24 protein-coding genes, 1 tRNA gene and 1 other RNA gene are annotated in these 21,444 nt (G+C 66.1%); 10 read left to right on the forward strand and 16 right to left on the reverse strand.

The features are described from left to right. Positions 1-45: 45 nt before the first annotated feature. Positions 46-342: an FtsB family cell division protein gene (locus ACREB7_RS08355; RefSeq protein WP_431591815.1), complete on the reverse strand. Its 297-nt coding sequence runs from the start codon at positions 340-342 to the stop codon at positions 46-48. Between the two features lie 157 nt (positions 343-499). On the opposite strand from ACREB7_RS08355, the gene ACREB7_RS08360 reads away from it, so the two are divergent. Next, the gene (locus ACREB7_RS08360) at positions 500-2,431 is read left to right on the forward strand and encodes a S9 family peptidase (protein ID WP_431591816.1); all 1,932 of its coding nucleotides are present in this window, start codon (positions 500-502) and stop codon (positions 2,429-2,431) included. A gap of 34 nt (positions 2,432-2,465) precedes the next feature. Next, a complete protein-coding gene (locus tag ACREB7_RS08365) occupies positions 2,466-2,999 on the forward strand; it encodes a hypothetical protein (RefSeq protein ID WP_431591817.1) in 534 nt (177 codons plus the stop codon). Between the two features lie 21 nt (positions 3,000-3,020). Here the strand turns inward: ACREB7_RS08365 and eno are convergent, their stop codons facing one another. Further along, positions 3,021-4,295, reverse strand: coding sequence for a phosphopyruvate hydratase (gene eno / locus ACREB7_RS08370; protein ID WP_431591818.1), 1,275 nt, complete (start codon positions 4,293-4,295; stop codon positions 3,021-3,023). 217 nt (positions 4,296-4,512) lie between these two features. Between eno and ACREB7_RS08375 the strand changes: the two genes are divergently transcribed. From ACREB7_RS08375 to ACREB7_RS08395, 5 genes are all read left to right on the forward strand, one after another. After that, on the forward strand, positions 4,513-5,046 hold the full coding sequence (locus ACREB7_RS08375; RefSeq protein ID WP_431591819.1) for a hypothetical protein: 534 nt from the start codon (positions 4,513-4,515) through the stop codon (positions 5,044-5,046). Positions 5,047-5,119: 73 nt separating this feature from the next. Further along, on the forward strand, positions 5,120-5,512 hold the full coding sequence (locus ACREB7_RS08380) for a phage holin family protein (RefSeq protein WP_431591820.1): 393 nt from the start codon (positions 5,120-5,122) through the stop codon (positions 5,510-5,512). Beyond that, a complete protein-coding gene (locus ACREB7_RS08385) occupies positions 5,512-5,904 on the forward strand; it encodes a hypothetical protein (RefSeq protein ID WP_431591821.1) in 393 nt (130 codons plus the stop codon). Before ACREB7_RS08380 ends, ACREB7_RS08385 begins: the two co-directional genes overlap by 1 nt. After that, positions 5,888-6,244, forward strand: coding sequence for a hypothetical protein (locus ACREB7_RS08390; protein ID WP_431591822.1), 357 nt, complete (start codon positions 5,888-5,890; stop codon positions 6,242-6,244). Before ACREB7_RS08385 ends, ACREB7_RS08390 begins: the two co-directional genes overlap by 17 nt. Before the next feature lie 76 nt (positions 6,245-6,320). After that, on the forward strand, positions 6,321-6,536 hold the full coding sequence (locus tag ACREB7_RS08395) for a DUF4170 domain-containing protein (protein WP_187142079.1): 216 nt from the start codon (positions 6,321-6,323) through the stop codon (positions 6,534-6,536). 86 nt (positions 6,537-6,622) lie between these two features. On the opposite strand, the gene ACREB7_RS08400 is transcribed toward ACREB7_RS08395, so the two are convergent. The 4 genes from ACREB7_RS08400 to ACREB7_RS08415 all read right to left on the reverse strand — a co-directional run bounded on the left by ACREB7_RS08400 (position 6,623) and on the right by ACREB7_RS08415 (position 10,853). Continuing rightward, the gene (locus ACREB7_RS08400; protein WP_431591823.1) at positions 6,623-6,901 is read right to left on the reverse strand and encodes an ETC complex I subunit; all 279 of its coding nucleotides are present in this window, start codon (positions 6,899-6,901) and stop codon (positions 6,623-6,625) included. 70 nt (positions 6,902-6,971) lie between these two features. Then, positions 6,972-9,449, reverse strand: a complete 2,478-nt coding sequence (gene hrpB, locus ACREB7_RS08405; RefSeq protein WP_431591824.1) for an ATP-dependent helicase HrpB — start codon at positions 9,447-9,449, stop codon at positions 6,972-6,974. Then, a complete protein-coding gene (locus ACREB7_RS08410; RefSeq protein ID WP_431591825.1) occupies positions 9,446-9,832 on the reverse strand; it encodes a DUF1801 domain-containing protein in 387 nt (128 codons plus the stop codon). The genes hrpB and ACREB7_RS08410 overlap by 4 nt, the downstream gene beginning before the upstream one ends. A gap of 7 nt (positions 9,833-9,839) precedes the next feature. Continuing rightward, entirely contained in the window at positions 9,840-10,853 is a 1,014-nt protein-coding gene (locus tag ACREB7_RS08415; protein WP_431591826.1) for a polyprenyl synthetase family protein, read from the reverse strand. 104 nt (positions 10,854-10,957) lie between these two features. On the opposite strand from ACREB7_RS08415, the gene ACREB7_RS08420 reads away from it, so the two are divergent. The 3 genes from ACREB7_RS08420 to ACREB7_RS08430 are packed head-to-tail and all read left to right on the forward strand — an operon-like array spanning position 10,958 to position 12,584. After that, positions 10,958-11,245: a chorismate mutase gene (locus ACREB7_RS08420; protein ID WP_431591827.1), complete on the forward strand. Its 288-nt coding sequence runs from the start codon at positions 10,958-10,960 to the stop codon at positions 11,243-11,245. Beyond that, a complete protein-coding gene (locus ACREB7_RS08425) occupies positions 11,242-11,931 on the forward strand; it encodes a glutathione S-transferase N-terminal domain-containing protein (protein WP_431591828.1) in 690 nt (229 codons plus the stop codon). The genes ACREB7_RS08420 and ACREB7_RS08425 overlap by 4 nt, the downstream gene beginning before the upstream one ends. 11 nt (positions 11,932-11,942) lie before the next feature. Further along, positions 11,943-12,584, forward strand: a complete 642-nt coding sequence (locus ACREB7_RS08430) for a hypothetical protein (RefSeq protein WP_431591829.1) — start codon at positions 11,943-11,945, stop codon at positions 12,582-12,584. A 28-nt stretch (positions 12,585-12,612) separates the two neighbouring features. Here ACREB7_RS08430 and ACREB7_RS08435 read toward each other — a convergent pair whose 3' ends face one another. The 10 genes from ACREB7_RS08435 to bla all read right to left on the reverse strand — a co-directional run. Further along, positions 12,613-14,004 carry a sensor histidine kinase gene (locus tag ACREB7_RS08435; RefSeq protein ID WP_431591830.1) on the reverse strand — a complete coding sequence of 464 codons (1,392 nt, stop codon included), beginning with the start codon at positions 14,002-14,004 and terminating at the stop codon, positions 12,613-12,615. A 121-nt stretch (positions 14,005-14,125) separates the two neighbouring features. After that, positions 14,126-14,791: a response regulator transcription factor gene (locus ACREB7_RS08440; RefSeq protein WP_058810093.1), complete on the reverse strand. Its 666-nt coding sequence runs from the start codon at positions 14,789-14,791 to the stop codon at positions 14,126-14,128. A 96-nt stretch (positions 14,792-14,887) separates the two neighbouring features. Beyond that, a complete protein-coding gene (locus tag ACREB7_RS08445) occupies positions 14,888-15,196 on the reverse strand; it encodes a PepSY domain-containing protein (RefSeq protein ID WP_431591831.1) in 309 nt (102 codons plus the stop codon). Between the two features lie 74 nt (positions 15,197-15,270). After that, positions 15,271-15,345, reverse strand: a tRNA-Val gene (locus ACREB7_RS08450). A gap of 162 nt (positions 15,346-15,507) precedes the next feature. Beyond that, a complete protein-coding gene (locus ACREB7_RS08455) occupies positions 15,508-15,780 on the reverse strand; it encodes an HU family DNA-binding protein (protein WP_037510426.1) in 273 nt (90 codons plus the stop codon). 157 nt (positions 15,781-15,937) lie between these two features. Continuing rightward, a complete protein-coding gene (gene lon, locus ACREB7_RS08460; protein WP_431591832.1) occupies positions 15,938-18,334 on the reverse strand; it encodes an endopeptidase La in 2,397 nt (798 codons plus the stop codon). A gap of 124 nt (positions 18,335-18,458) precedes the next feature. After that, complete coding sequence (locus ACREB7_RS08465; RefSeq protein ID WP_431591833.1) at positions 18,459-18,794, reverse strand: YbaB/EbfC family nucleoid-associated protein; 336 nt, start codon at positions 18,792-18,794, stop codon at positions 18,459-18,461. Next, positions 18,791-20,494, reverse strand: a complete 1,704-nt coding sequence (locus ACREB7_RS08470; RefSeq protein WP_431591834.1) for a DNA polymerase III subunit gamma/tau — start codon at positions 20,492-20,494, stop codon at positions 18,791-18,793. The genes ACREB7_RS08465 and ACREB7_RS08470 overlap by 4 nt, the downstream gene beginning before the upstream one ends. Before the next feature lie 44 nt (positions 20,495-20,538). Then, an RNA gene (ffs, locus tag ACREB7_RS08475) (signal recognition particle sRNA small type) lies at positions 20,539-20,636 on the reverse strand. Positions 20,637-20,675: 39 nt separating this feature from the next. Beyond that, a partial coding sequence (gene bla, locus ACREB7_RS08480; protein ID WP_431591835.1) for a class A beta-lactamase occupies positions 20,676-21,444 on the reverse strand: 769 nt, incomplete at its 5' end.

The following is a 21,444-nucleotide window of genomic DNA, read 5'->3' on the forward strand; positions in this document are numbered from 1 at the left end:
AAGGCCGTCCAATATTACGTATGCAGCAAAGCCGCAGCAAAAGCCTCAGGGCTTTTCGGCGGGGTCCATCGGGATGATCACCTCGTCGGGGTGATAGGCGCCGAGTTTCTCGCGCACATATTCCTCGGCCAGGTCAGGATCGACGCGGCGGCGGTCGAGCAGATTGACCCGGTTCTTGAGTTCATTCTGCTTGCGGGTGAGGTCGGCGAGGACGACGCGCTGCTTTTCGACCGACTGGCCATAATCGCCCCAGGCGTAGAGCCCGGTCGGACCGAAGATCGCATAACCGATCATCGCCAGCACCGCGATCACGGCGACGGTGGGACCAATGGCCCGGTTCACCGATTTCCGTATTTTGTGGCGCTGCGTCATTGCGGCCCTTGAATCACAAGTGATTCGCCGGGTCAAGCGCGGATGGCTTGCTTTTCCGCAGTTTTGAGACTGGCCGAGCGGATTGGGCTCTGCCACACTCCCCGCGTCACAACAGGGAGCCTTTTCGATGCGTTCGATCCTCACCGTCCTCCTGCTTGCCACCGCCTCGCCGCTCGCGGCACAGGTCGCGACCCCCGACCGCCCGGTCACCGATCCGCAGACGATCGCCTCCCCCGCCAATCCCGACGCGAAGCCGGTGCCGCTCGACGACATCGGCGTGACGCGCTCGCTCTATGACGCCGTGTGGAGCGCCGACGGCAAACAGATCTTCATCGCCACCGACCTGACCGGCCGCGTCAACATCTGGCGCATGGACGCGAACGGCAGCTGGCCCGTGCAGCTCACCCAGTCCGACGATGCGCAATCGGGGCTGGCGACGACGCGCGACGGCCAATGGCTCTATTTCACGCAGGACGTCGGCGGGAACGAATATTCGGACATTTATCGCGTGCCGACCGTCGGCGGCGCGGTCGAAAATCTGACCAACACGCCGGACCGCAGCGAAAGCGGCCTGCTCCCCGGCCCGACCGGGGGCCTTGTCGCGCTGTCGACCAAGCTCAAGAGCGAGGGGCAGAGCAATCTCGCGGTGATGGATGCCGCCGGCAATATCCGCAACCTGACCGCCGAAAAGGACCCGCAATTTAGCTGGGACCCGGTCGCCTGGATCGATGGCGGCAAGGCGGTCATCGCCAACCGCAGCCTCGTCGACAGTTCGGCGAGCGAGGTGTGGCGCGTCGATGTCGCAAGCGGCGCCGCGACCCTGCTGCTCGGCAAGCCCAAGACCATCTATGCCGCGAGCGGTGCGACCCCCGACGGCGCGGTGCTGGCGGTGACCACCGACGACGGCACCGGCCAGCCACACGCCACGGCCTACACCGTCGCGACCAAAAAATGGCAGGGACTGCCCAAAACCCCGTGGGAGGAAAGCAGCGACATCGTCACACCCGACGGCAAGGCGATGTTCGTGCGCACCAACAATGACGGGCGTTCGACGCTGTCGCGCGTCGACCTGGCGACGATGGCCAAGACCGACCTCGCGCTCGATCCCGGCCGCGCGTCGATCCCCGGCCTCGCCGCGATCTCGCCCGACGGGACGAAAATGTTCGTGACGCGCAGCGGCGCGGATTCGCCGACGATGCTCTATGCCTACGACCTCGCCGCGAACAAGGCGGCGCCCGTGGTGCCGCTGGCGATGGCCAGCCTGTCGCCCGCGACGCTGCCCAAGTCGCAGATCGTGACCTATAAAAGCTTCGACGGCACGCTGATCAGCGCGGTGGTGACGATGCCGTTCAACCTGGAACGCGACGGCAGCAACCCCGCGATCGTCATCCCGCATGGCGGCCCGACCGGCCAGTCTCAGGACGGCTTCTCGCGCTACGCGACCGCCTTTGCGACGCGCGGCTATGTCGTGATCCAGCCCAATTTCCGCGGCTCGACCGGCTATGGCAAGGCGTTCCAGGAAGCCAATTTCCAGGACCTCGGCGGCGGCGACCTCAAGGACACGGTCGCGGCCAAGGCGTTCCTCGTCCAGTCGGGCTATGTCGACGCCAAGAAGGTCGGCATCTTCGGCGGCTCTTATGGCGGCTTCATGTCGCTGATGGCGATCGGCCGCACCCCCGACGAATTTGCCGCGGCGGTACAATGGTTCGGCATCATCAACTGGCGCACCATGTACCGCGACCAGGACGAGCGGCTCAAAGCCTATCAACGCAGCCTGCTCGGCACCCCCGAAAAGGACGGCGCGGTCTATGACGCCGCCTCGCCGCTGACCTATATGAAGGCGGCCAAGGCGCCGCTGCTGACGATCCAGGGCGAAAACGACATCCGCGTGCCGCGCGGCCAGGCGCAGGAGGTTCACGACCTGCTGAAAGCCAAGGGCAATGTCGTCGAGACGATCTTCTATCCCGGCGAAGGCCACGGCTTCCAGAAGCGCGAAAACCAGCTGGACTCGCTGCGCCGGACGATCGGGTGGTTCGATAAATATCTGAAGGGGGAGTGAGTAAGGCGACCCCCAAGCCAAAAGGTCCTAGACGATGGGAAAGACGAACTACGATTTCCTGCAAGGAATGGCTCGCTTAGCGAAGGTACGAGAAAACCTCGACCCTTTCGCCATGGAAGTCTTCGAACTTCACACGGCTTTGGAAATCGAACTTAGTATATTTCTCCGAGAGATGTTTCCTCGCGCAGATAAAATGCTTGTGGGAAAGGGCAAACTTGGCTTTCCCGAGAAGGTGTCGGTGCTTAACGCAACATGGCGTGGCGACGCGACCATCATCGACGCACTGACCCCGGTTTTGATAAAATTCATCGATCTCCGGAACAACGTCGCACATCCGGACAAGAGTGGAATTGCCAGCGCGTTGCAGGGCTTACGAGAAAGCTACAAGGCGATAGATCACGAGGCCGGTGACGACACGCCAATTGCCGAAATTGCTCAAGGAATATGTGCAATTCTTGGGGACGGCCCGACGCCAAAAGATCTAAAGCGAACCTTTGACGCACTAGCGGACCTAGGCAAAGGCTTTGGCAAAATGGGCGTCGCAAAGCCGTCTGGCAAACCAAAGTGATTCAACAGGCCGCAGCGGACCTCACCCGAAAATCGCCGCCCCCGGATAGCGCGCCATGTCGCCCAGCTCTTCCTCGATGCGGATCAGCTGGTTGTATTTGGCGAGCCGGTCTGAACGCGCGAGGCTGCCGGTCTTGATCTGGCCGCAGTTGGTCGCGACTGCGAGGTCGGCGATCGTCGAATCCTCGGTCTCGCCCGAGCGGTGCGACATGACGGCGGTGTAGCGCGCGCGGTGCGCCATATCGACCGCGTCGAGCGTTTCGCTGAGCGTGCCGATCTGGTTGACCTTGACGAGCAGCGAGTTGGCGAGGCCATCCTTGATGCCCTGCTCCAAACGCAGCGGGTTGGTGACGAACAGGTCGTCGCCGACGAGCTGGCACTTGTCGCCGATCAGGTCGGTCAGCGCCTTCCAGCCCGTGAAGTCGTCTTCGCTCATGCCGTCCTCGATCGACTTGATCGGATAGTCGGCGACCAGCGCGGCGAGATATTCCGCCATCTGCTCGGGGCTGAGCGACAGGCCTTCGCCGCTGATTTCATATTTGCCGTTCTTGAAAAATTCGGTCGCGGCGCAATCGAGCGCCAGCACGACATCGGTGCCGAGCTTGAACCCGGCCTCGTCAACCGACGCGGCGATGAAATCGAGCGCGGCGCGGGTCGAGGCGAGGTTCGGGGCGAAGCCGCCCTCGTCGCCGACCGCCGTCGCGAGGCCCTTCGCCGACAGGCCCTTCTTGAGCGTGTGGAAAATCTCGCTGCCCCAGCGCACCGCTTCGGCGATGCTGCCGGCGCCGACGGGCATGATCATAAATTCCTGCACGTCGATCGGGTTGTCGGCATGTTCGCCGCCGTTGATGATGTTCATCATCGGCACCGGCAACGTGCGCGCCGAGACGCCGCCGACATAGCGATAGAGCGGCAGGCCACGCGCGTCGGCGGCGGCCTTGGCGGCGGCGAGGCTGACCCCGAGGATCGCGTTGGCGCCGAGGCGGCTCTTGTTCGGCGTGCCGTCGAGCGCGATCATCGCCATGTCGAGTTCGCGCTGGTCCTCCGCGTCGAGGCCGATCAGCGCGTCGGCGATGTCGCCGTTCACCGCAGCAACCGCCTTGGTCACCCCCTTGCCGAGGTAGCGGCTCTTGTCGCCGTCGCGCAGCTCGACCGCTTCATGCGCACCGGTCGAGGCGCCCGAGGGCACTGCGGCGCGGCCGAAGCTGCCATCCTCCAGCAGCACATCGACTTCGACGGTGGGATTGCCGCGGCTGTCGAGGATTTCGCGGCCGTGGATGTCGATGATGGCGGTCATGGAGGATCGTCCTGCTGACGGGCTCGCGCGAGCCCAATGGGAAAGGCGCCCGCCTGTTATCGGCGCCCTGCCCTTAGTGCAACCATATGCATTGCTATTTTTGGGGGAATTTCGCCGCGCTATGGAACCATTCATCGCCTGTTGCTATATTATCGCAGAGACAGGGACAGGCGCGGCGGGCAAAGCCGCGCTTCGTATAAGAGAAGAGGACGAACCGATGGCCAAAGCCGCTACTCCCGCCGCCAAGAAGCCCGCTGCCAAGGCGCCCGCCAAGCCCGCCGCAGCCAAGGCTGCACCCGCACGCAAGCCCGCGGCGGCCAAGAGCGCCGAGCATCCGATCCGCGACCAGCTCGCCGCCACCGGCGCCACGATCAAGAGCGAAGCCTCGAAAAAGGCCGCGTCGCTGAAGGCCGACGCGAGCAACCTTGCGGGCCAGGCGTCGACCAAGGCGCGCGAAGCGGCGACCAAGGGCAAGGACAAGGCCGCCGAAGCCGTCGGCAGCCTTGCCAAGATGCTCGAGGACAGCGCCGGCACCGTCGACAGCAAATTCGGCAAGCAGTACGGCGACTATGCCCGCTCGGCCGCCTCGACCGTCGCCGGTCTCGCGACCTCGCTCGACAAGAAGGACCTCGACGAACTCGCCGCCGCGACCAAGGATCTGGTCAAGAAGAACCCGGCAGTGTCGGTCGGCGCGGCAGCGGTGATCGGCTTTGTGCTGGCGCGCCTGCTCAAGGGTTCGAGCAGCGACTGAAACCCAGCCCTTCGCAATGTCACCGCCAAAGCCTGACACCCCTGCCCCGTCCGAAGAGGGCGCGTTCAACCGCGTGAGCCACGGCTATGCGCCCGACGGACGCCCGGTCGCCCCGCCGCCGGTGCCGCTGGAAAAGATCGTCGGCGACGTCGTCGACAATCTGCAGGCGGCGGCGGAGGCGGAGGTCGCGCTGCTCAAGGCGCGCGGGGCGCTCGCCTATCATGGCGCCGGCTGGACCTCGGCCTGGGGTTTCGTCGCCGGCAGCGCGCTCGTGGTCGCGATGCTCGCGCTGGCGTTCGGGGCGATCCTCGTGCTGGCGCAGCATGTCGGGCCGCTGCTCGCGACATTGATCGTCGTGGCGGTGCTGGTCGCCGTCGCGGCCTTTGCCGGGTGGCGCGCGAAGCTGAGTTACGGCGACGTCAAGGCGGCGTTCCGCGACGATTTTCTCGCCAAGGGGGATGATTGATGCGTCCATCGCGAACCCGCCTGATCAACGCGGCGCGGCGATCGATGATCCAGCGCGCCGAATTGCAGCGCAAGCTCGGCGCGGCGGGCGAGGCCTTCAAGCCGAAGTCGCTCTACAATCGCGGCAAATACCGCCTCGGCGCCAAGGTCGACGACACCGCGCAGGCGGTGCAGAAGCAATTCAAGGACAATCGCCTGCCGATCGCGATCGCCGCAGCCGCCGGCCTGGCGTGGCTGTTGCGCGACCCGATCAAGGAGCATGCGCCGCGGCTCGGCCGCAAGCTGCGCGACCTCGCCGAGGCGGGTCTGGCCAAGGTCCGTCCCGGCGATGCCGCCGAGGACGACGCCGAAGATATCGAAAATGTGGAGGACCAGAATGAAGCCGCTCAGTGAAACCGCCCGCGAAACCACCGCGAAAGTGAGTGAAGTTGCGCAGAAAACCGCCGAAAATGCCAAGCTGACCGCCGAAGCGGCCAAGGTCCGCATCCAGGAGGGTTATGGCCGCGCCCGCGCCGCGACAAACGAACTCGCCGCCAGGGGCGCCGAACAGGCCGGCGTCGCGCGCGAAGCCGCCGGCGAAGCGCTCGCCAAGGGCAAGGCGCAGGCGAAGCGCGCCAACTCCAAGCTCAAGGACGTGGCCGAAAAACAGCCGATCGCGCTCGTCGCGGGGGCAGTCGCCATCGGCGCCTTGCTCGGCGCCTTGCTCCCCAAAGGCGGCAACAAGGAAGACTGATCGTCTTGCCGTTGCGGCAGGGCGCTGTTAGGGGCGCCTCCTCCCCTCCCCAGCGCTAGCCGTAAGGAAAGCAACAATGAGCAAATTGCACCTGGTCTTCGGCGGCCGCGTCAGCGACCCGCAAGGCCTCGATTTCGTCGACCTCCACAACCTCGACGTCGTCGGCCTGTATCCCGACTACAAGGCCGCCGAAAAAGCCTGGCGCAGCGCGGCACAGCGCACCGTCGACGACGCCGAAATGAAATATGTCGTCGTGCATCTGCACAAGCTGTTGCAGCCGGACGCGGAGTAAAATTGTCGCCCCCGCGAAGGCGGGGGCCGCTGGCAACCTAGTGCTACATTGATAGCGGCCCCCGCCTTCGCGGGGGCGACGGGTGGTTACCGAAAATTGTCGGCGTAAGCCTGGATCTTCAGCGTGCGAACGGGCGTCGCGATCACCTCGGCGTCGATCCCTTCGCGCGTCGCATAAGCCACCGCTTCGTCCTGACTCGCGAAACCCAGCTTGAGCTGGCGCCGGGTATCGCCGCTGCCCGCCCAGCCCATCAACGGATCGGCCTGGCGCGCTTCGGCCGGCGCGAATTCCAGCACCCAGCGCTGCGTCCCGGCGCGGCCCGACTGCATGGCGTTCTTGGGCTTCTGGAAAATGCGGGCCTTCATTTCGTCGTTCCTGCGTTGGTGCCGATGACGCCGCCTTAGCGGCTCATGTTGCCCACGAAAAGGCCCATCGTCACGCCCCGTCGCGCCGCGCCTGCGCCGCCTTGGTCAGCAGGGTCGGCCTCGCGGTCGCCGGGTCGTCGGGCCAGCTGTGCTTGGGGTAACGCCCGCGCATCTCGCGCGCCACCTCGTGCCAGCTGCCGCTCCAGAAACTGGCGATGTCGCGCATCGTCTGGATCGGGCGGTGCGCGGGCGAGGTCAGCGCGAGCACCAGCGGCACCGGCGGTTCGCCGACCGTCGGGTGGCGCGCCAGCCCGAACATCTCCTGCACCCGCACCGACACCTGCGGCCCGCCGTCGGCGCCATAGTCGATCTTGTGATGGCTGCCCGCAGGGGTGGCATAATCGTCGGGCGCGCGCTTTTCGAGCAATTGCCGCGCCGGCCAGTCGAGCAAGCCCATCAGCGCGTCGGCCAGCCGCCGGTCACCGATATCGCGCAGCCCCCGGCATCCGGGCAGCAGCGGCGCGAGCCAGATGTCGAGACCGTCGGCGAGGGCGGCGGTCGACAGCGCATCGATCCCCGCGAAGGACGCGCGCAGCCGCAGCGCCTGCGCCGCCGGGCCCCAGCCGATCAGCCCGAGCCCCTTGTCGCGCACCGCCGCGAGGCGCAGCGCGGCATCATCCTCGGCGCTTTCGTCACGGGCCGCCTTGCCGCTGGTCAATGCGATCGCGCCGAGCCGCCGTTCACGGCGATGATCGACCCGGTCGTTCGCCGCATCATAGCTGCTGCCCGAATGGGCGATGATGCGATCCGCAAAAATCGCCTCCACCTCGACCTGCGCGATCGGCGCGGCGGCGAGGATGCGCACCCCCGCCGCATGGCCTTGCGCATCGGCGATGGCGAGCCATTCGCTGCCCGCGAGCGGATCGAGCGGGTCAAGCTTATAGGCGCGGCCGCCGACGCTGAGATAGTCGCCGCGCTGCCCGGCGCGCTGCCGCGCGACGCGGTCGGGCCAGGCGGTCGCGATCCACCCACCGACCGAGCGCGCGGTCAAGGGCGCGCCGTCGCCGGCGCGCTTCTCGGCCAAAGCCGCGAGCCGGCGTCCGAGCCGCCAGGCGCCTTCGGCCCGGTCGCCTTTCGCTCCCCGCCAGCGCTGGAGCCGCGCCTCGACATCGACGCCGCGCCCGCCGAGCCCCGGTTCGGTGAGCAGCACCGCGAGCCGCGCGGCGAGCTCGGCCTCGCCCGCCGCCGCCGCGTCGAGGATCATATGCGCGAGCGGCACCGGCAGCGGGATCGCGGCGAGCGCATGGCCGTGCGGGGTGATCCGACCGTCGGTCGCCAGCGCGCCGATCGCCTGCAGCCGCGTCTTGGCTTCGGCAATCGCGGCGGGCGACGGCGGGTCGAGCCAACCCAATTGGCGCGGATCGATAATGCCCCAACTCGCGCAATCGAGCACCACCGGCATCAGGTCATTCTCGTGGATTTCGGGCGGATCGAAGGGCGGCATTCCCGTTGTCGCTGCGGCTTCCCACAGGCGATAGGCAACGCCCGGCCCCTGCCGCGCGGCGCGCCCCGCGCGCTGCGTCGCCGAGGCCTGGCTGGCGCGTTCGGTGACCAGCCGCGCGATGCCCGCCGCCTTGTCGAAACGCGGGCGGCGCGACAGGCCGGCGTCGATGACGATGCGCACCCCCTCGATCGTCAGGCTCGTCTCGGCGATGCTCGTCGCGAGGATCAGCTTGCGCTTGCCACCGGGATCGCGGACCAGCGCGGCGCGTTGCAGCGCGGGGTCGATCTGGCCGTGCAGCCGGTGGACGACCAGCGGCAGCCGCGCCTCCTCGACCGCCGTCGCGGCGCGCTCGATGTCGCCAGCCCCGGGCAGGAAAGTCAGCAGGTCGCCCCCACCCTCATCGGCCGGCTCGTCGGCGAGCGCCTGCCGCACCGCCGCGAGGACGCTGACCTCCAGCCGATCCTCGGCGCGGCGGCCGATATGGCGCAGATCGAGCGGCCAGCTCTTGCCCTCGCTCTTGACCACCGGCGCATTGCCGAGCAGCGCCCCGAAACGCGCGCCATCGAGCGTCGCCGACATCGCGACGAGGCGCAGATCGTCGCGCAGCCCTTGTTGCGCGTCGATCGCCAGCGCGAGCGCGAAATCGCCGTCGAGGCTGCGTTCATGCACTTCGTCGAACAGCACCGCGGTGACCCCCGTCAGTTCGGGATCGTCGAGGATGCGGTTGCGGAACAGCCCCGGGGTCATCACCAGCAGGCGCGTGTCCTTCGACTGCTTACTGTCGAGCCGCGTCGCATAGCCGACGAGCTCGCCGACCTTCGTCCCCGTCTCCTCGGCGATACGCTCGGCGGCGGCGCGCGCGGCGAGGCGGCGCGGTGAGAGCAGCCACACCGCGCCCTTGCACCAGGGTTGTTTCAATATTTCGGGCGCCACCCGCGTCGTCTTACCCGCGCCCGGCGGCGCGACGACGACGACATTGGGTTTCAGCGTCAGCGCCGCCATGATGTCGGGCAGCACCACGTCGATCGGAAGCGAGAGGCTCATGTGCGGGTCGCGGGATTGCCGATGTCGAAATTAAGCCGATAGGCCTCGGCCGCGAGCCTTTCGACCATCGCGGGATCGACGACGGTCTCCTCGGTCATCACCAGATTGCCGAGCTCATATTTGCCGCTCGCCTTGATCCGCGGCTCGATCGCGCGCAGCCTCTTGCCGCGCCAGAAGCCGAGCAGCACGCGATGTTCCTCGGCGCGGATCAATATGCACGGGCCGTTGGCCATGAAGACGAGATTGGTCCATTTGATCGTCTCGTCGAACGCCGCCGCGCGCATCACGGCAGCGCGGAGCATCTGGCAACGTTCGAGCTGCCAACCCGACAGCGCGGCGACATAGGCGTCGGGGCTTTCCGCCGCTGGACCCATCGTCGCCATGGCGGGGTCAGTAGGCGCGGGCGACCGCGAAGGCGACCGCTTCGGTCAGCGCCGCCTTGGCCTGGCTCGCGCGGAAGCCGCCGATCGCATCGACTGCGCGCTGGCCATAATGGCGCGCGCGCGCCAGCGTGTCGGCGATCGTGTCATGCTTGTGGAGCAGCGTGGTGGCGTAGGCGAGGTCCTCGTCCGAGCTGCGGTGCCCGACGATCGCCTGTTTCCAGAAGTCGCGCTCCTCGGCATTGCCGCGCGCATAAGCGAGGATCACCGGCAGCGTGACCTTGCCGTCGCGAAAATCGTCGCCGACACCCTTGCCCATCGTTTCGGCGTCCGAAACATAGTCGATCGCATCGTCGACGAGCTGGAAGGCGACGCCGAGGTTGCGGCCATAGCTGTCGAGCGCGGCCTCGGTCGCATCGTCGCGCTCGGCGACGACGGCGGCGATCTTGCACGCGGCGGCGAACAGCTCGGCGGTCTTGGCGTTGATGATCGCGAGATACTGGTCCTCGCTGGTCTCGATGCGGCGCTGCGCCGAGAGCTGGTTGACCTCGCCCTCGGCGATCACCGCCGAGGCCCGCGACAGGATTTTGAGGACCTTGAGCGAGCCATCCTCGACCATCACCTCGAAGGCGCGGCTGAACAGGAAGTCGCCCACGAGGACCGACGCGCTATTGCCCCAGATGAGGTTCGCGGTCTTGCGGCCACGGCGGAGGTCTGATCCATCGACGACATCGTCGTGGAGCAGGGTCGCGGTGTGGATGAATTCGACCGCGGCGGCGAGCTTGCAGTGGCGGCGGCCGGGATAGTCGAGCAGCTTGCCGCAGGCGAGCGTCAGCATCGGGCGCATGCGCTTGCCGCCGCCCGCGATCAGATGGCCGGCCAGTTCGGGGATCAGCGGCACTTCGGACTGCATGCGGTCGAGAATGACGGCATTGACCTCGTTCATGTCGGCGGCGACGAGCGCCATCATGGGGTCGAGCGAGGGCGGACGGTCGCCGTGGAGCTGGTGGATCTCGGCAGTCATAACGCGGCGAGCCTTGGCGGCAGGACCGTCATTTTGCAACGACTTTCGGCTTGCCACTCACCCCCCGGCGGTGCCAAGCGTGCCGGGCATAAGAGGAGCCGACCATGGACGACCAGCTGAGCCGTTTCCGCCAAAGCATCGACAATATCGACGCCGCGCTCGTCTATATGCTCGCCGAACGGTTCAAGGTGACCAAGGCGGTCGGCGAGCTCAAGGCGCGCGAGGGGCTGCCCCCCGCCGACCCCGGCCGCGAAGAGCGCCAGATCGGCCGGCTGCGCGACCTCGCGCGCGATGCCGACCTAGACCCCGATTTCACCGAAAAATTCCTGCGCTTCATCATCGAGGAAGTGATCCGCCACCACCAGCAGGCGAAGCGCGAGCAGGACGCATGACGCACCCGATCTTCGCCAAATGGCCGGCGCAGCACCCCGACCGGCTCCAGCTTTTCTCCGCGCCGACGCCCAATGGCGTGAAGGTCGGCATCATGCTCGAGGAAACCGGCCTGCCCTATGAGCCGCACCGCGTCGACATCATGGCGAACGAAAGCCACGATCCGGCGTTTCTGGCGCTCAACCCCAATGGCAAGATCCCCGCGATCCTCGACCCTCACGGCCCGGGCGGCAAGCCGCTGGCGCTGTTCGAATCGGGCGCGATCCTGATCTATCTCGCCGACAAGACCGGCCAGTATCTCTCGGCCGATGCCGCAACGCGCTATGAGACGATCCAGTGGCTGATGTGGCAGATGGGCGGCGCCGGGCCGATCTTCGGCCAGCTCGGCTTCTTCCACAAATTCGCCGGCAAGGACTATGAGGACAAGCGCCCGCGCGACCGCTACGCGGCGGAATCGGCGCGGCTGCTAAGCGTGCTCAACGACCGGCTGGCGGAGCGCGAGTGGATCATCGACGAGGGGTACAGCATCGCCGACATTTCGCTGCTCGGCTGGGTGCGCAACCTGATCGGCTTTTACGACGCCGCCGAGATCGTCGGGTTCGAGCGATTCGGGAATGTGCAGCGCTGGCTCGATGCCGGGCTGGCGCGGCCGGGGGTGCAGCGCGGGCTGGTGGTGACGGCGGCCTGAGGCGCTTTGCGGTGGCCAACCCGTCCTTGTCGTCCGCCAACGCGCGCCTCTACGAGGCACTGGAAGCGGTCTACGAGCAATTTGCTGCACCAAAACCGCCGGTAATCGAAGGCTGCCCCTGTTGCATAGACTCACGGAACGTCGACATCTTGCTGGCAACTCCGCTTCGAGACATCAAAGGCGAAGACCTCTGGCGTTATGTTTCGGGCGCCTTTTACACGATCGGGAGTGCCCGGGACTTTCGATATCTGCTCCCGCGCATATTGGAGGTGTCCGTTGGCGATCCCGGCAATGCGAATGACCCGGAAATCGTCTTGAACAAGTTGAGGCTGGCTGACTGGCAGACTTGGTCGATCGGCGAGAAGGAGGCGGTCGGCGTTTTCCTGGATGCCTGGTTCGAGCGCGCGCTCGTGAAAGATCTGCTGGAGGCTGAAGCGGGCTGGATCAGTTCGGAGACCGAGAGCGTGATTTGCGGCGCCACGCTGGCCGGGTTTCCAATCAACCATTGGTTGATTCGCCTCACCGAGCCCGTTGCGGCGCCGATCCTGGAGGATTTAAAGGCTCGATACCCCAACCAGCTGTCGCCGTTCTGGGAGGAATCGCCGGCCGGCCTGAAGGCGTTTTCGGTCATTTTGGCGTCGGGGCGCGCCTAGACCTGCTCATCACCGAGGACGGGCTCCCCTACCCCGCCGGCAACCTTAGCCGCACCAACAACCCGCCCAGATCCTCGCTCTCCTCAAGCGCAATACTCCCGCCGTAAATCTCCGCGACGTCGCGGACGATCGCGAGGCCTAGCCCCGTGCCCGGCTTGCCGCTGTCGAGCCGAACCCCGCGGTCGAAAATCCGCACGCGGTCGGCGGGCGAAATGCCCGGGCCGTCGTCCTCGACGAGGATTTCGGCCATGCCGCCCTCCCGCTGGACAGTGACGAAGACGCTGCCGCCGCCATATTTGGCCGCGTTTTCGAGCAGATTGCCGATCAGTTCGTCGAGATCCTGACGCTCAACCCGCGCGACCAGCGCCTTGTCGCCCGATGCGTCGAGCCGCGTTTCGGGATGGAGCAGCGCCACCGCACGCGACACGCTGTCGACGCTGTCGCGCACATTGGCGCGGGCCTGCGCCGCGCCGCGCCGGCCGACCGCGCGGGCGCGCGCGAGGTGATGCTCGACCTGGCGCTGCATCGTCGCCGCCTCGCGCCGCACCGTGTCGGCGAGGTCGGAGGTGTCGCTGGTGGCGCTGTTGACGAGTACGGTCAGCGGCGTCTTGAGCGCATGGGCGAGGTTGCCGGCGTGGAGCCGCGCCTCTTCGGCCTGTTTCTCGTTATGCGCGAGCAGCGCGTTCAGCTCGTCGACGATCGGCTGCACCTCGAGCGGCAACGGCGCGACGACGCGGCGTTGCTGCCCGCCGCGCATCGCCGCGATCGCGCGGCGGATATGGCGCAGCGGCCATAGTCCGTAGAAGGTCTGGAGCGCCGCGAGGACGATCAGACCGAGCCCGAGCAGCGCGAGGCTGGGGATCAGGGTCGCGCGCACCGCGCGGGTCTGCATCTGCAGCACGTCACGCGACTGGGCGATCTGGAACCGCCACTTGATCTTGCTGCCCGGCAACATGACGTCGCGCTCGGCGACGCGCAGTTCCTCGTCGGGAAACTGGTTGCTGTCATAGACATGGAGCTGCTGGTCGTCGTGCGTGTCCGACGTGTCGAGCCGCCGTTCCCACAGCGAGCGCGACGGATAGGGTTCCTGGCGGCCGCCGCTGATCTGCCAATAAAGGCCGCTATAGGGTTCGAGGAAGCGCGGGTCGCCGAGCGGCTCGATCATCCGCACCTCGCCATCGGGGCCGATTTCCGACGAGCGGATCATGCTGAGCAGCACATATTCCAGGTTCGAATCGAAATTGCGCGTGATCGCGCCGGTCAGCACCCGGTCGAGCGCGAAACCGCCGCCAAGCAGCAGCAGCGAAATCCAGATCGTCGCGATCGCAATCATGCGCCGCGCCAGCGACCCGGTGATCCGGCTCGTCAGCGCCGGGCGCGAGGAGGGATCCAATCCCTCCGCATTTTCATTCTCCGTCATCCCGGCGAAGGCCGGGATCTCTCCCTATCGCCATGACGCACCGGCGAGATCGTGACGGGAGTCGCGTGCCTCCCGTCACCCTTCGCCGGGATGACGAAAAGGGAACGATGACGCTTCACACTCAGCCCTGCGGATCGTCGAGCTGGTAACCCAGGCCGCGGATCGTGGTGATGATGTCGGCGCCCAGCTTCTTGCGGATGCGCGTGACGAACACCTCGATCGTGTTCGAATCGCGGTCGAAATCCTGATCATAGATATGTTCGATCAGCTCGGTGCGCGACACGACCTTGCCCTTGTGATGGAGCAGGTAGGACAGCAATTTATATTCCTGCGCGGTCAGCTTCACCGGCTCGCCATCGAGCGTGACGCGGCCCGAGCGCGTGTCGAGCCGCACCTTGCCCGCGATCAGCTCGCTCGACGCATTGCCCGCGGCGCGGCGGATCAGCGCGCGCAGACGGGCGATCAGCTCCTCGGTCTGGAACGGCTTGGCGAGATAATCGTCGGCGCCGGCGTCGAGCCCGGCGACCTTGTCGGACCAGCTGTCGCGCGCGGTCAGCACGAGCACGGGGAAATTGCGCTTCTCGCGGCGCCAGCGATCGAGCACGGTCAGCCCGTCGATTTCGGGCAGCCCGAGGTCGAGGATCGCGGCGTCATAATTTTCGGTCGAGCCCAGGAAATGGCCGTCCTCGCCATCGGTCGCGAGATCGACGGCATAGCCCGCCCCCTCCAGCGTCGCTTTCAGCTGCGGGCCCAGCGTGGGTTCGTCTTCGACAATCAAAATCCGCATTCAAGCGCCTTTCCTAGCGCGATCCGGGTTGGCCCGGCCGCTTTTATCGCTGTGTACCACTCACGGCGGTCATCGCAAATGTCGTGACGGAAGATATCAGGGTTTGCGCCCGACGATGCGGCCGGTGCGCGCATCGACATAAACGACCACCACCTGGCTGCCGTCCATGAATTTCAGCGCATAGATCATCCGCTGCTGGTCGAACTGCGGCCCGCCGAGATAGGTCATGTCGCGATAGGGCGAGCGCGAGCGGATGTCGGAGATCAGCTTGCCGAGCGGGACGACCTGTCCCTGCGCCGCGGCGTCGCGCAGCTGGTCCTGGTCGCGGTCGCCGCGCGCCATGGTGGGCGCCGCCGTGGCGAGCAGGGCAGCCGAAGCAAGCGAAAGGGTGATCATGCGGAACATGGCCAACGTCCTAGAGCGATCGCATTGAATAGGCGATGAATGGCACGGTCATCCAGGGTTTTGCCTTGGCGCCGTGGTGGGCGCGACAGGGATTGAACCTGTGACCCCACCCGTGTGAAGGGTGTGCTCTACCGCTGAGCTACGCGCCCGTCCCGGACCGAAGCGGCGACGCCGCGTCCGAAAGCCGGACGTCCATAGCTGCTGCCGTGGCGATTGCAACGGCGATTTTTCGGATCGCCGCCCTCCCAAACAAATCGGGCCGCAGCTTGCGCCGCGGCCCGAAATGTTTTTCACCAGAAGGTGCTCGCCAATTAGTTGACGGCGTCCTTGAGGGCCTTGCCGGCCTTGAACTTCGGCTGGTTCGATGCCGCGATGGTCATCGTTTCGCCGGTGCGCGGGTTGCGGCCGGTCGAGGCCTTGCGCTTGCTGACGGCGAAGGTGCCGAAACCGACGAGGCGGACTTCGCCACCCTTCTTCAGCGAACCCGTGATCGCGTCGAAAACAGCTTCGACCGCCTTGCTCGCGTCACCCTTGGTCAGGCCGCTCGAGTCAGCGACGGCGGCGATCAGGTCTTGTTTGTTCATGCCTAAGGAACCCCTGTGATTTGTTGATTGAATGATTCATGGCCCAAGCCATGGGGCGCCACTAACGCGCTTTGCCCCCCCCTTGTCAAAGCAAAAAAGGGGCAAAAACGGGTGAAAATGACGTTTTTGCGACGAAAAGCAGCCACCCTAACCGCGGTTAATGCCGAATCGCAGTTTCGGGGTCGGTCGCGGTCGCGGTCGGCGGCGAGGCGGCGAGATCGTCGGCCTCGGTCCACTCGATCGGTTCGACCGGAGCGACCAGCGCCTCGGCCAGCACCTGGTCGACGTGGCTGACCGGTATGATCTTGAGCCCGCTGGTAATATTGGCGGGAATCTCGACCAGATCCTTCTCATTCTCCTCGGGGATCAGGACCGTGGTGATGCCGCCGCGAAGCGCCGCGAGCAGCTTTTCCTTGAGCCCGCCGATCGCGAGCACGCGGCCACGCAGCGTCACTTCGCCGGTCATCGCGACGTCGCGGCGCACCGCGATGCCGGTCAGGGTCGACACCATCGCGGTGACCATGCCGACGCCCGCCGACGGACCGTCCTTCGGCACCGCGCCTTCGGGCAGGTGGATATGGATGTCCTTGCGCGCGAACAGGCTGGGCTTGATGCCATAGCTGGGCGCGCGCGCCTTCACGAAGGACAGCGCCGCCTGCACCGATTCGGTCATCACTTCGCCAAGCTTGCCGGTGGTCCGCACCTGGCCCTTGCCCGACGCGGTGACCGCCTCGATCGTCAGCAATTCGCCGCCGACCTCGGTCCAGGCGAGGCCGGTGACGGCGCCGATCTGATCCTCGAGGTCGCCCATCCCATGCTTATATTTCCGCACGCCCGAATAATCGGCGAGATTGTCGGGCGTCACGACGACGCTCTCCATCTTGCCTTCGAGGATGCGGCGCAGCGCCTTGCGCGCGAGCTTGGCGATCTCGCGTTCGAGGGTGCGGACGCCGGCTTCGCGGGTGTAATAGCGGATGAGGTCGCGCAAGCCCTCTTCGGTCAGCTCGAACTCGCCGGCCTTCAGCCCATGCGCTTCGATCTGCTTGGCGACGAGGTGGCGCTTCGCGATCTCGACCTTCTCGTCCTCGGTATAGCCTTCGAGCCGGATGATCTCCATGCGGTCGAGCAGCGCCTGCGGCAGGTTGAGCGAGTTGGCCGTCGTCACGAACATGATGTCCGACAGGTCGACGTCGATCTCCAGATAATGGTCCTGGAATTTGCCATTCTGTTCGGGGTCGAGCACCTCGAGCAGCGCCGAGGCCGGATCGCCGCGGAAATCCTGGCCCAGCTTGTCGATCTCGTCGAGCAGGAACAGCGGGTTCATCGTCCCCGCCTTCTTGAGGTTGGTGACGATCTTGCCCGGCAGCGAACCGATGTACGTGCGGCGATGGCCGCGAATCTCGGCCTCGTCGCGCACGCCGCCCAGCGACTGGCGGATGAACTCGCGCCCCGTCGCTTTCGCGATGCTCTTGCCGAGGCTGGTCTTGCCGACGCCCGGCGGGCCGACGAGGCACAGGATCGGCCCCTTCAGCTTGTTGGTGCGCGCCTGCACCGCCAGATATTCGACGATGCGGTCCTTGACCTTTTCCAGCGCATAATGGTCGTTATCGAGCACGGCCTGCGCCGCAGCGATATCTTTCTTCAGCTTCGACTTCTTGCCCCACGGCAGGCCGATCAGCGTGTCGAGATAGTTGCGGACCACCGTCGCCTCAGCCGACATCGGCGCCATGCCGCGCAATTTCTTCATCTCGGCCTGCGCCTTGGCCTTGGCCTCCTTCGACAGCTTCATGCCGTCGATCTTGACCTGCAACTCGGCAAGGTCGTCGCCGCCCTCGCCATTATCGTTGCCGAGTTCGCGCTGGATCGCCTTCAACTGTTCGTTGAGATAATATTCGCGCTGGCTCTTTTCCATCTGGCGCTTCACGCGGCCGCGGATCTTCTTTTCGACCTGCAAAACCCCGAGTTCGCCCTCCATGAAGGCGAAGACCATTTCGAGCCGCTTGGCAGGCTGGCCTTCGACGAGCAAAGCCTGCTTGTCCGACACCTTGATGTTGAGATTGCCTGCAACCGAATCGGCAAGCCGCGAGGCTTCCTCGATCTGCGACAATTGAACCGCGGTTTCCGCCGGCATTTTCTTGTTGAGCTTGGCGTAATTTTCGAACTGGTCGACGACCGAGCGCATCAGCGCCGCCGTATCGACGCTGTCATCCTCGGCATCGGCGATCGGCGTCACCCGCGCGAGCACCGCCTTGTCGTCATTTTCGAGCGCGACGAGCTTGGCCCGCTCCTTGCCCTCAACCAGGACACGGACGGTACCGTCGGGCAGCTTGAGCAGCTGGAGCACGGTCGCGATGACGCCGACGTCATAGAGGTCGTCGCGCTGCGGATCATCCTCGCCCGGATCGAGCTGGGCGACGAGGAATATTTCCTTGTCGGCTTCCATCGCGACTTCGAGCGCGGCGACCGAGCGATCGCGGCCGACGAACAGCGGCACGATCATATGCGGAAAAACAACAATGTCGCGCAGCGGCAACAGGGGGAAAGTCTGGCTCATCATGGCTCCTGGAGCGGCGCCCGCGACCGGCGCGCCGTCCTTCTGATAGGGTCTTCACCGCTAATATGGCGTAACTTGGCGCGCATTCAATGTCGCTGCGCTGAACGGCGCGCGGAACGCAGGATCAAAAAGGCAGCTTGAAACCCGGCGGCAGTTGCAGGCCGCTCGTCATCTTGCCCATTTCGGCGTTGCTCGCCTGATCCGCCTTTTCGCGGGCATCGTTGAAGGCGGCGGCGAGCAGATCTTCGAGCATCTGCTTGTCCGCCGGGACCATCAGGCTGTCGTCGATCGATATCGCCTTGATCCGGCCCTTCGCGCTGGCGGTGATGCGGACGAGACCGCCGCCGGACATGCCTTCGACCTCGACGCTGTCAAGCTTGGCCTGCGCCTCGGCCATCTGCGCCTGCACGGTTTCGGCGGCTTGCTGCGCCGCCTTGAGCATTTCTTCCATCGATTTCATGGGGCCGACTTATGGCGATTGTCGTCGCCCTCGACAAGCCTCGCATCGGGAAAAGCCGCCAATGCGGCCTTCACGACGGGCAGTTCGCGGATGCGCTGGTCGTTGTCGGCGAGGCTCGCGGCGCGCGTTTGCCCCAGGCTCGGCCGGGCATCGCCTTCCCCCGCGCGCACCTGCCAGCGGCTGCCGGTCGCGGCGAACAGCGCATCGCCGAGGTCGCGCGCGAAATTCGCGTCGATCCCCGGCCCCTCGGCGAACAGCAGCAGGCCGGGTTCGAGCGTGATGATCCGCAGATGGTCGTGGACGACCACCGCGAGGCGGTGATTGCCGGTGCTTTCGAGCAATTGGCAGATTTGCGCGACGGTGAGCGCCGACGCCGGTGCTTCGGCTTCGGCGGCGACGGGTTCGGGCGCGCTTGCGGTTGAGTCCTGTGCTGGCGCGGCCGGCGCGGGCAGCGGGGTCGAGGGAAAATGTCCGGTTTCGAGCAATTTCGCCAGCTCGCCCGGATCGGGCATCGCGGCCGCATAAATCACCCGCAGCAGCAGCATTTCCAGATGCTCGAGCGGATTATTGGCGCGGAGCACCTCGTCATGCCCCTTGAGCAGCAATTGCCACAGCCGGTTGAGCGGCGCGAAACCCAGTTTCTGCGCCCAGTCGGTGATGCGGGCGCGGTCGGCCTCGGCCAGCGCGGGGTCGTCGTGGCGCGACACTTTGGCGAGGGTGATCGCATGGGTCAGGTCCATCAACCCGCGCACCATCGCGACGGGTTCGATCCCCAGTGCATATTGGCCGCGCGCGAGGTCGATCGCGCCGCCCGAATCGCCTTCCAATATCGTCGCCATCAAATTCGCGATCGACGAGCGGTCCGACAGGCCGAGCATCACCCGCACCTGCGCCGCGCCGATCATGCCGCCGCCATCGAGGTCGGCGTGCGCGATCGCCTGGTCGAGGATCGACAGCCCGTCGCGCACCGATCCCTCGGCGGCGTTGGCGATCAGCCAGATCGCCGGCGCCTCGGCCTCGACGCCTTCCTTCTGCAGGATCGCACTGAAATGGGCGAAGAGCATGTCGGGGGTGATGCGGCGGAGGTCGAAGCGCTGGCAGCGCGACAGCACCGTCACCGGCACCTTGTTCACCTCGGTCGTGGCGAACAGGAATTTGACGTGCGGCGGCGGTTCTTCGAGCGTTTTCAGTAGCGCGTTGAAGGCGTTGCGCGACAACATATGCACTTCGTCGATGATGTAGATCTTGTAGCGCGCCGACACGGCGGCGTAACGCACCGCCTCGATGATCTCGCGCACATCGTCGACCCCGGTGTTCGACGCGGCGTCCATCTCGATCACGTCGATATGGCGGCCCTCGGTGATCGCGCGGCACGGCTCGCAGATGCCGCAGGGGTCGATCGTCGGCCCACCCTGCCCGTCGGGGCCGATGCAGTTGAGCGCCTTGGCGATCAGGCGCGCGGTCGACGTCTTGCCGACCCCGCGCACCCCGGTCATCAAAAAGGCATGCGCCAGCCGGTCGCGCGCGATGGCATTGCCCAGCGTGCGCACCATCGCATCCTGCCCGATCAGCTCGGCAAAGGTCTGCGGACGATATTTGCGCGCGAGGACGCGGTACGGCCCCGACTGAGCCGAAGGCGCGGGCGTCTCCGGCAAATCCATGCCCAGCATCGTCGGTTCGTCGTCGGCGGAATCGCTCATGCGGTCCGTCTTAGGGACGCTCGGCGCGCTTGTCGAAGGGGGAAATGGGTGGGAGCCGGAACGACCCGCAGCGAATTCGTTGCGGCTGCTTCCTTCCGGACCTGACCGGGTTGGCGAAGACCACGTCCGCCCGACTCCCGGCGCGCATATGGCGGGGACGGCAGGGAAATGCAAGCTGCGCCTATCGCAAATCCTCCACCACCGCCCGCGTCACATCGGCGATCACCGCATTGGCGGCGTCGCCCTGCACCGTCGGGCGGTCCAGATAGACGGCGATCAGATACCGTCCGCCCACCGGGCTTTCGACGAAAGCGACGTCGTTGTAGGCGGTGCCGCAGCTGCCGGTCTTGTCGCCGGCGATCCAGCCCGCCGGCAATCCGGCGCGGATGCGACCGAGGCCGGTCTGGCTGTCGACCAGCCAGTCGCGCAGCCATTGCCGATAGGTCGGATCCAGATGGTCGCCATAGACGAGCGTCGCGGCGCTTTTGGCCATCGCGTGCGGGGTGGTGGTGTCGCGCGGATCGCCGACGGCATTTTCGTTGAGCTCGGTTTCCAGGCGGTCGAGCCGCGTCACCTCGTCGCCCATCGCGCGCATGCGCGCCGTGAAGGCTTGCGGGCCGCCGGTCGCCTTCAGGATCAGGTTGGCGGCCGCATTGTCGCTGACCTTCACGATATGCTCGGCCGCAAAACCCAGGCGCAATTCGCCGAGCGCGAGATTGGCCTCGGTATAAGGCGAATGCGCCACGATGTCGGCCCTGGTAAACGGCAGCGGCGTGCGCAGCGACGGTCCCCCATGGGTGGCACCGCGCAGGACATGGCCCGCAAGCAGCAGCTTGAAGGTGGAGCACATCGCAAACCGGTCATCGGTGCGGCTGCCCATCAGCAGCGTCCCCTTGTCATCGACCACCGCGACGCCGATCCGGCCGCCCGCGCGCTTTTCGATATCGCGC

This window comes from Sphingopyxis sp. (genome assembly GCF_050725615.1).
Lineage (GTDB): Bacteria > Pseudomonadota > Alphaproteobacteria > Sphingomonadales > Sphingomonadaceae > Sphingopyxis.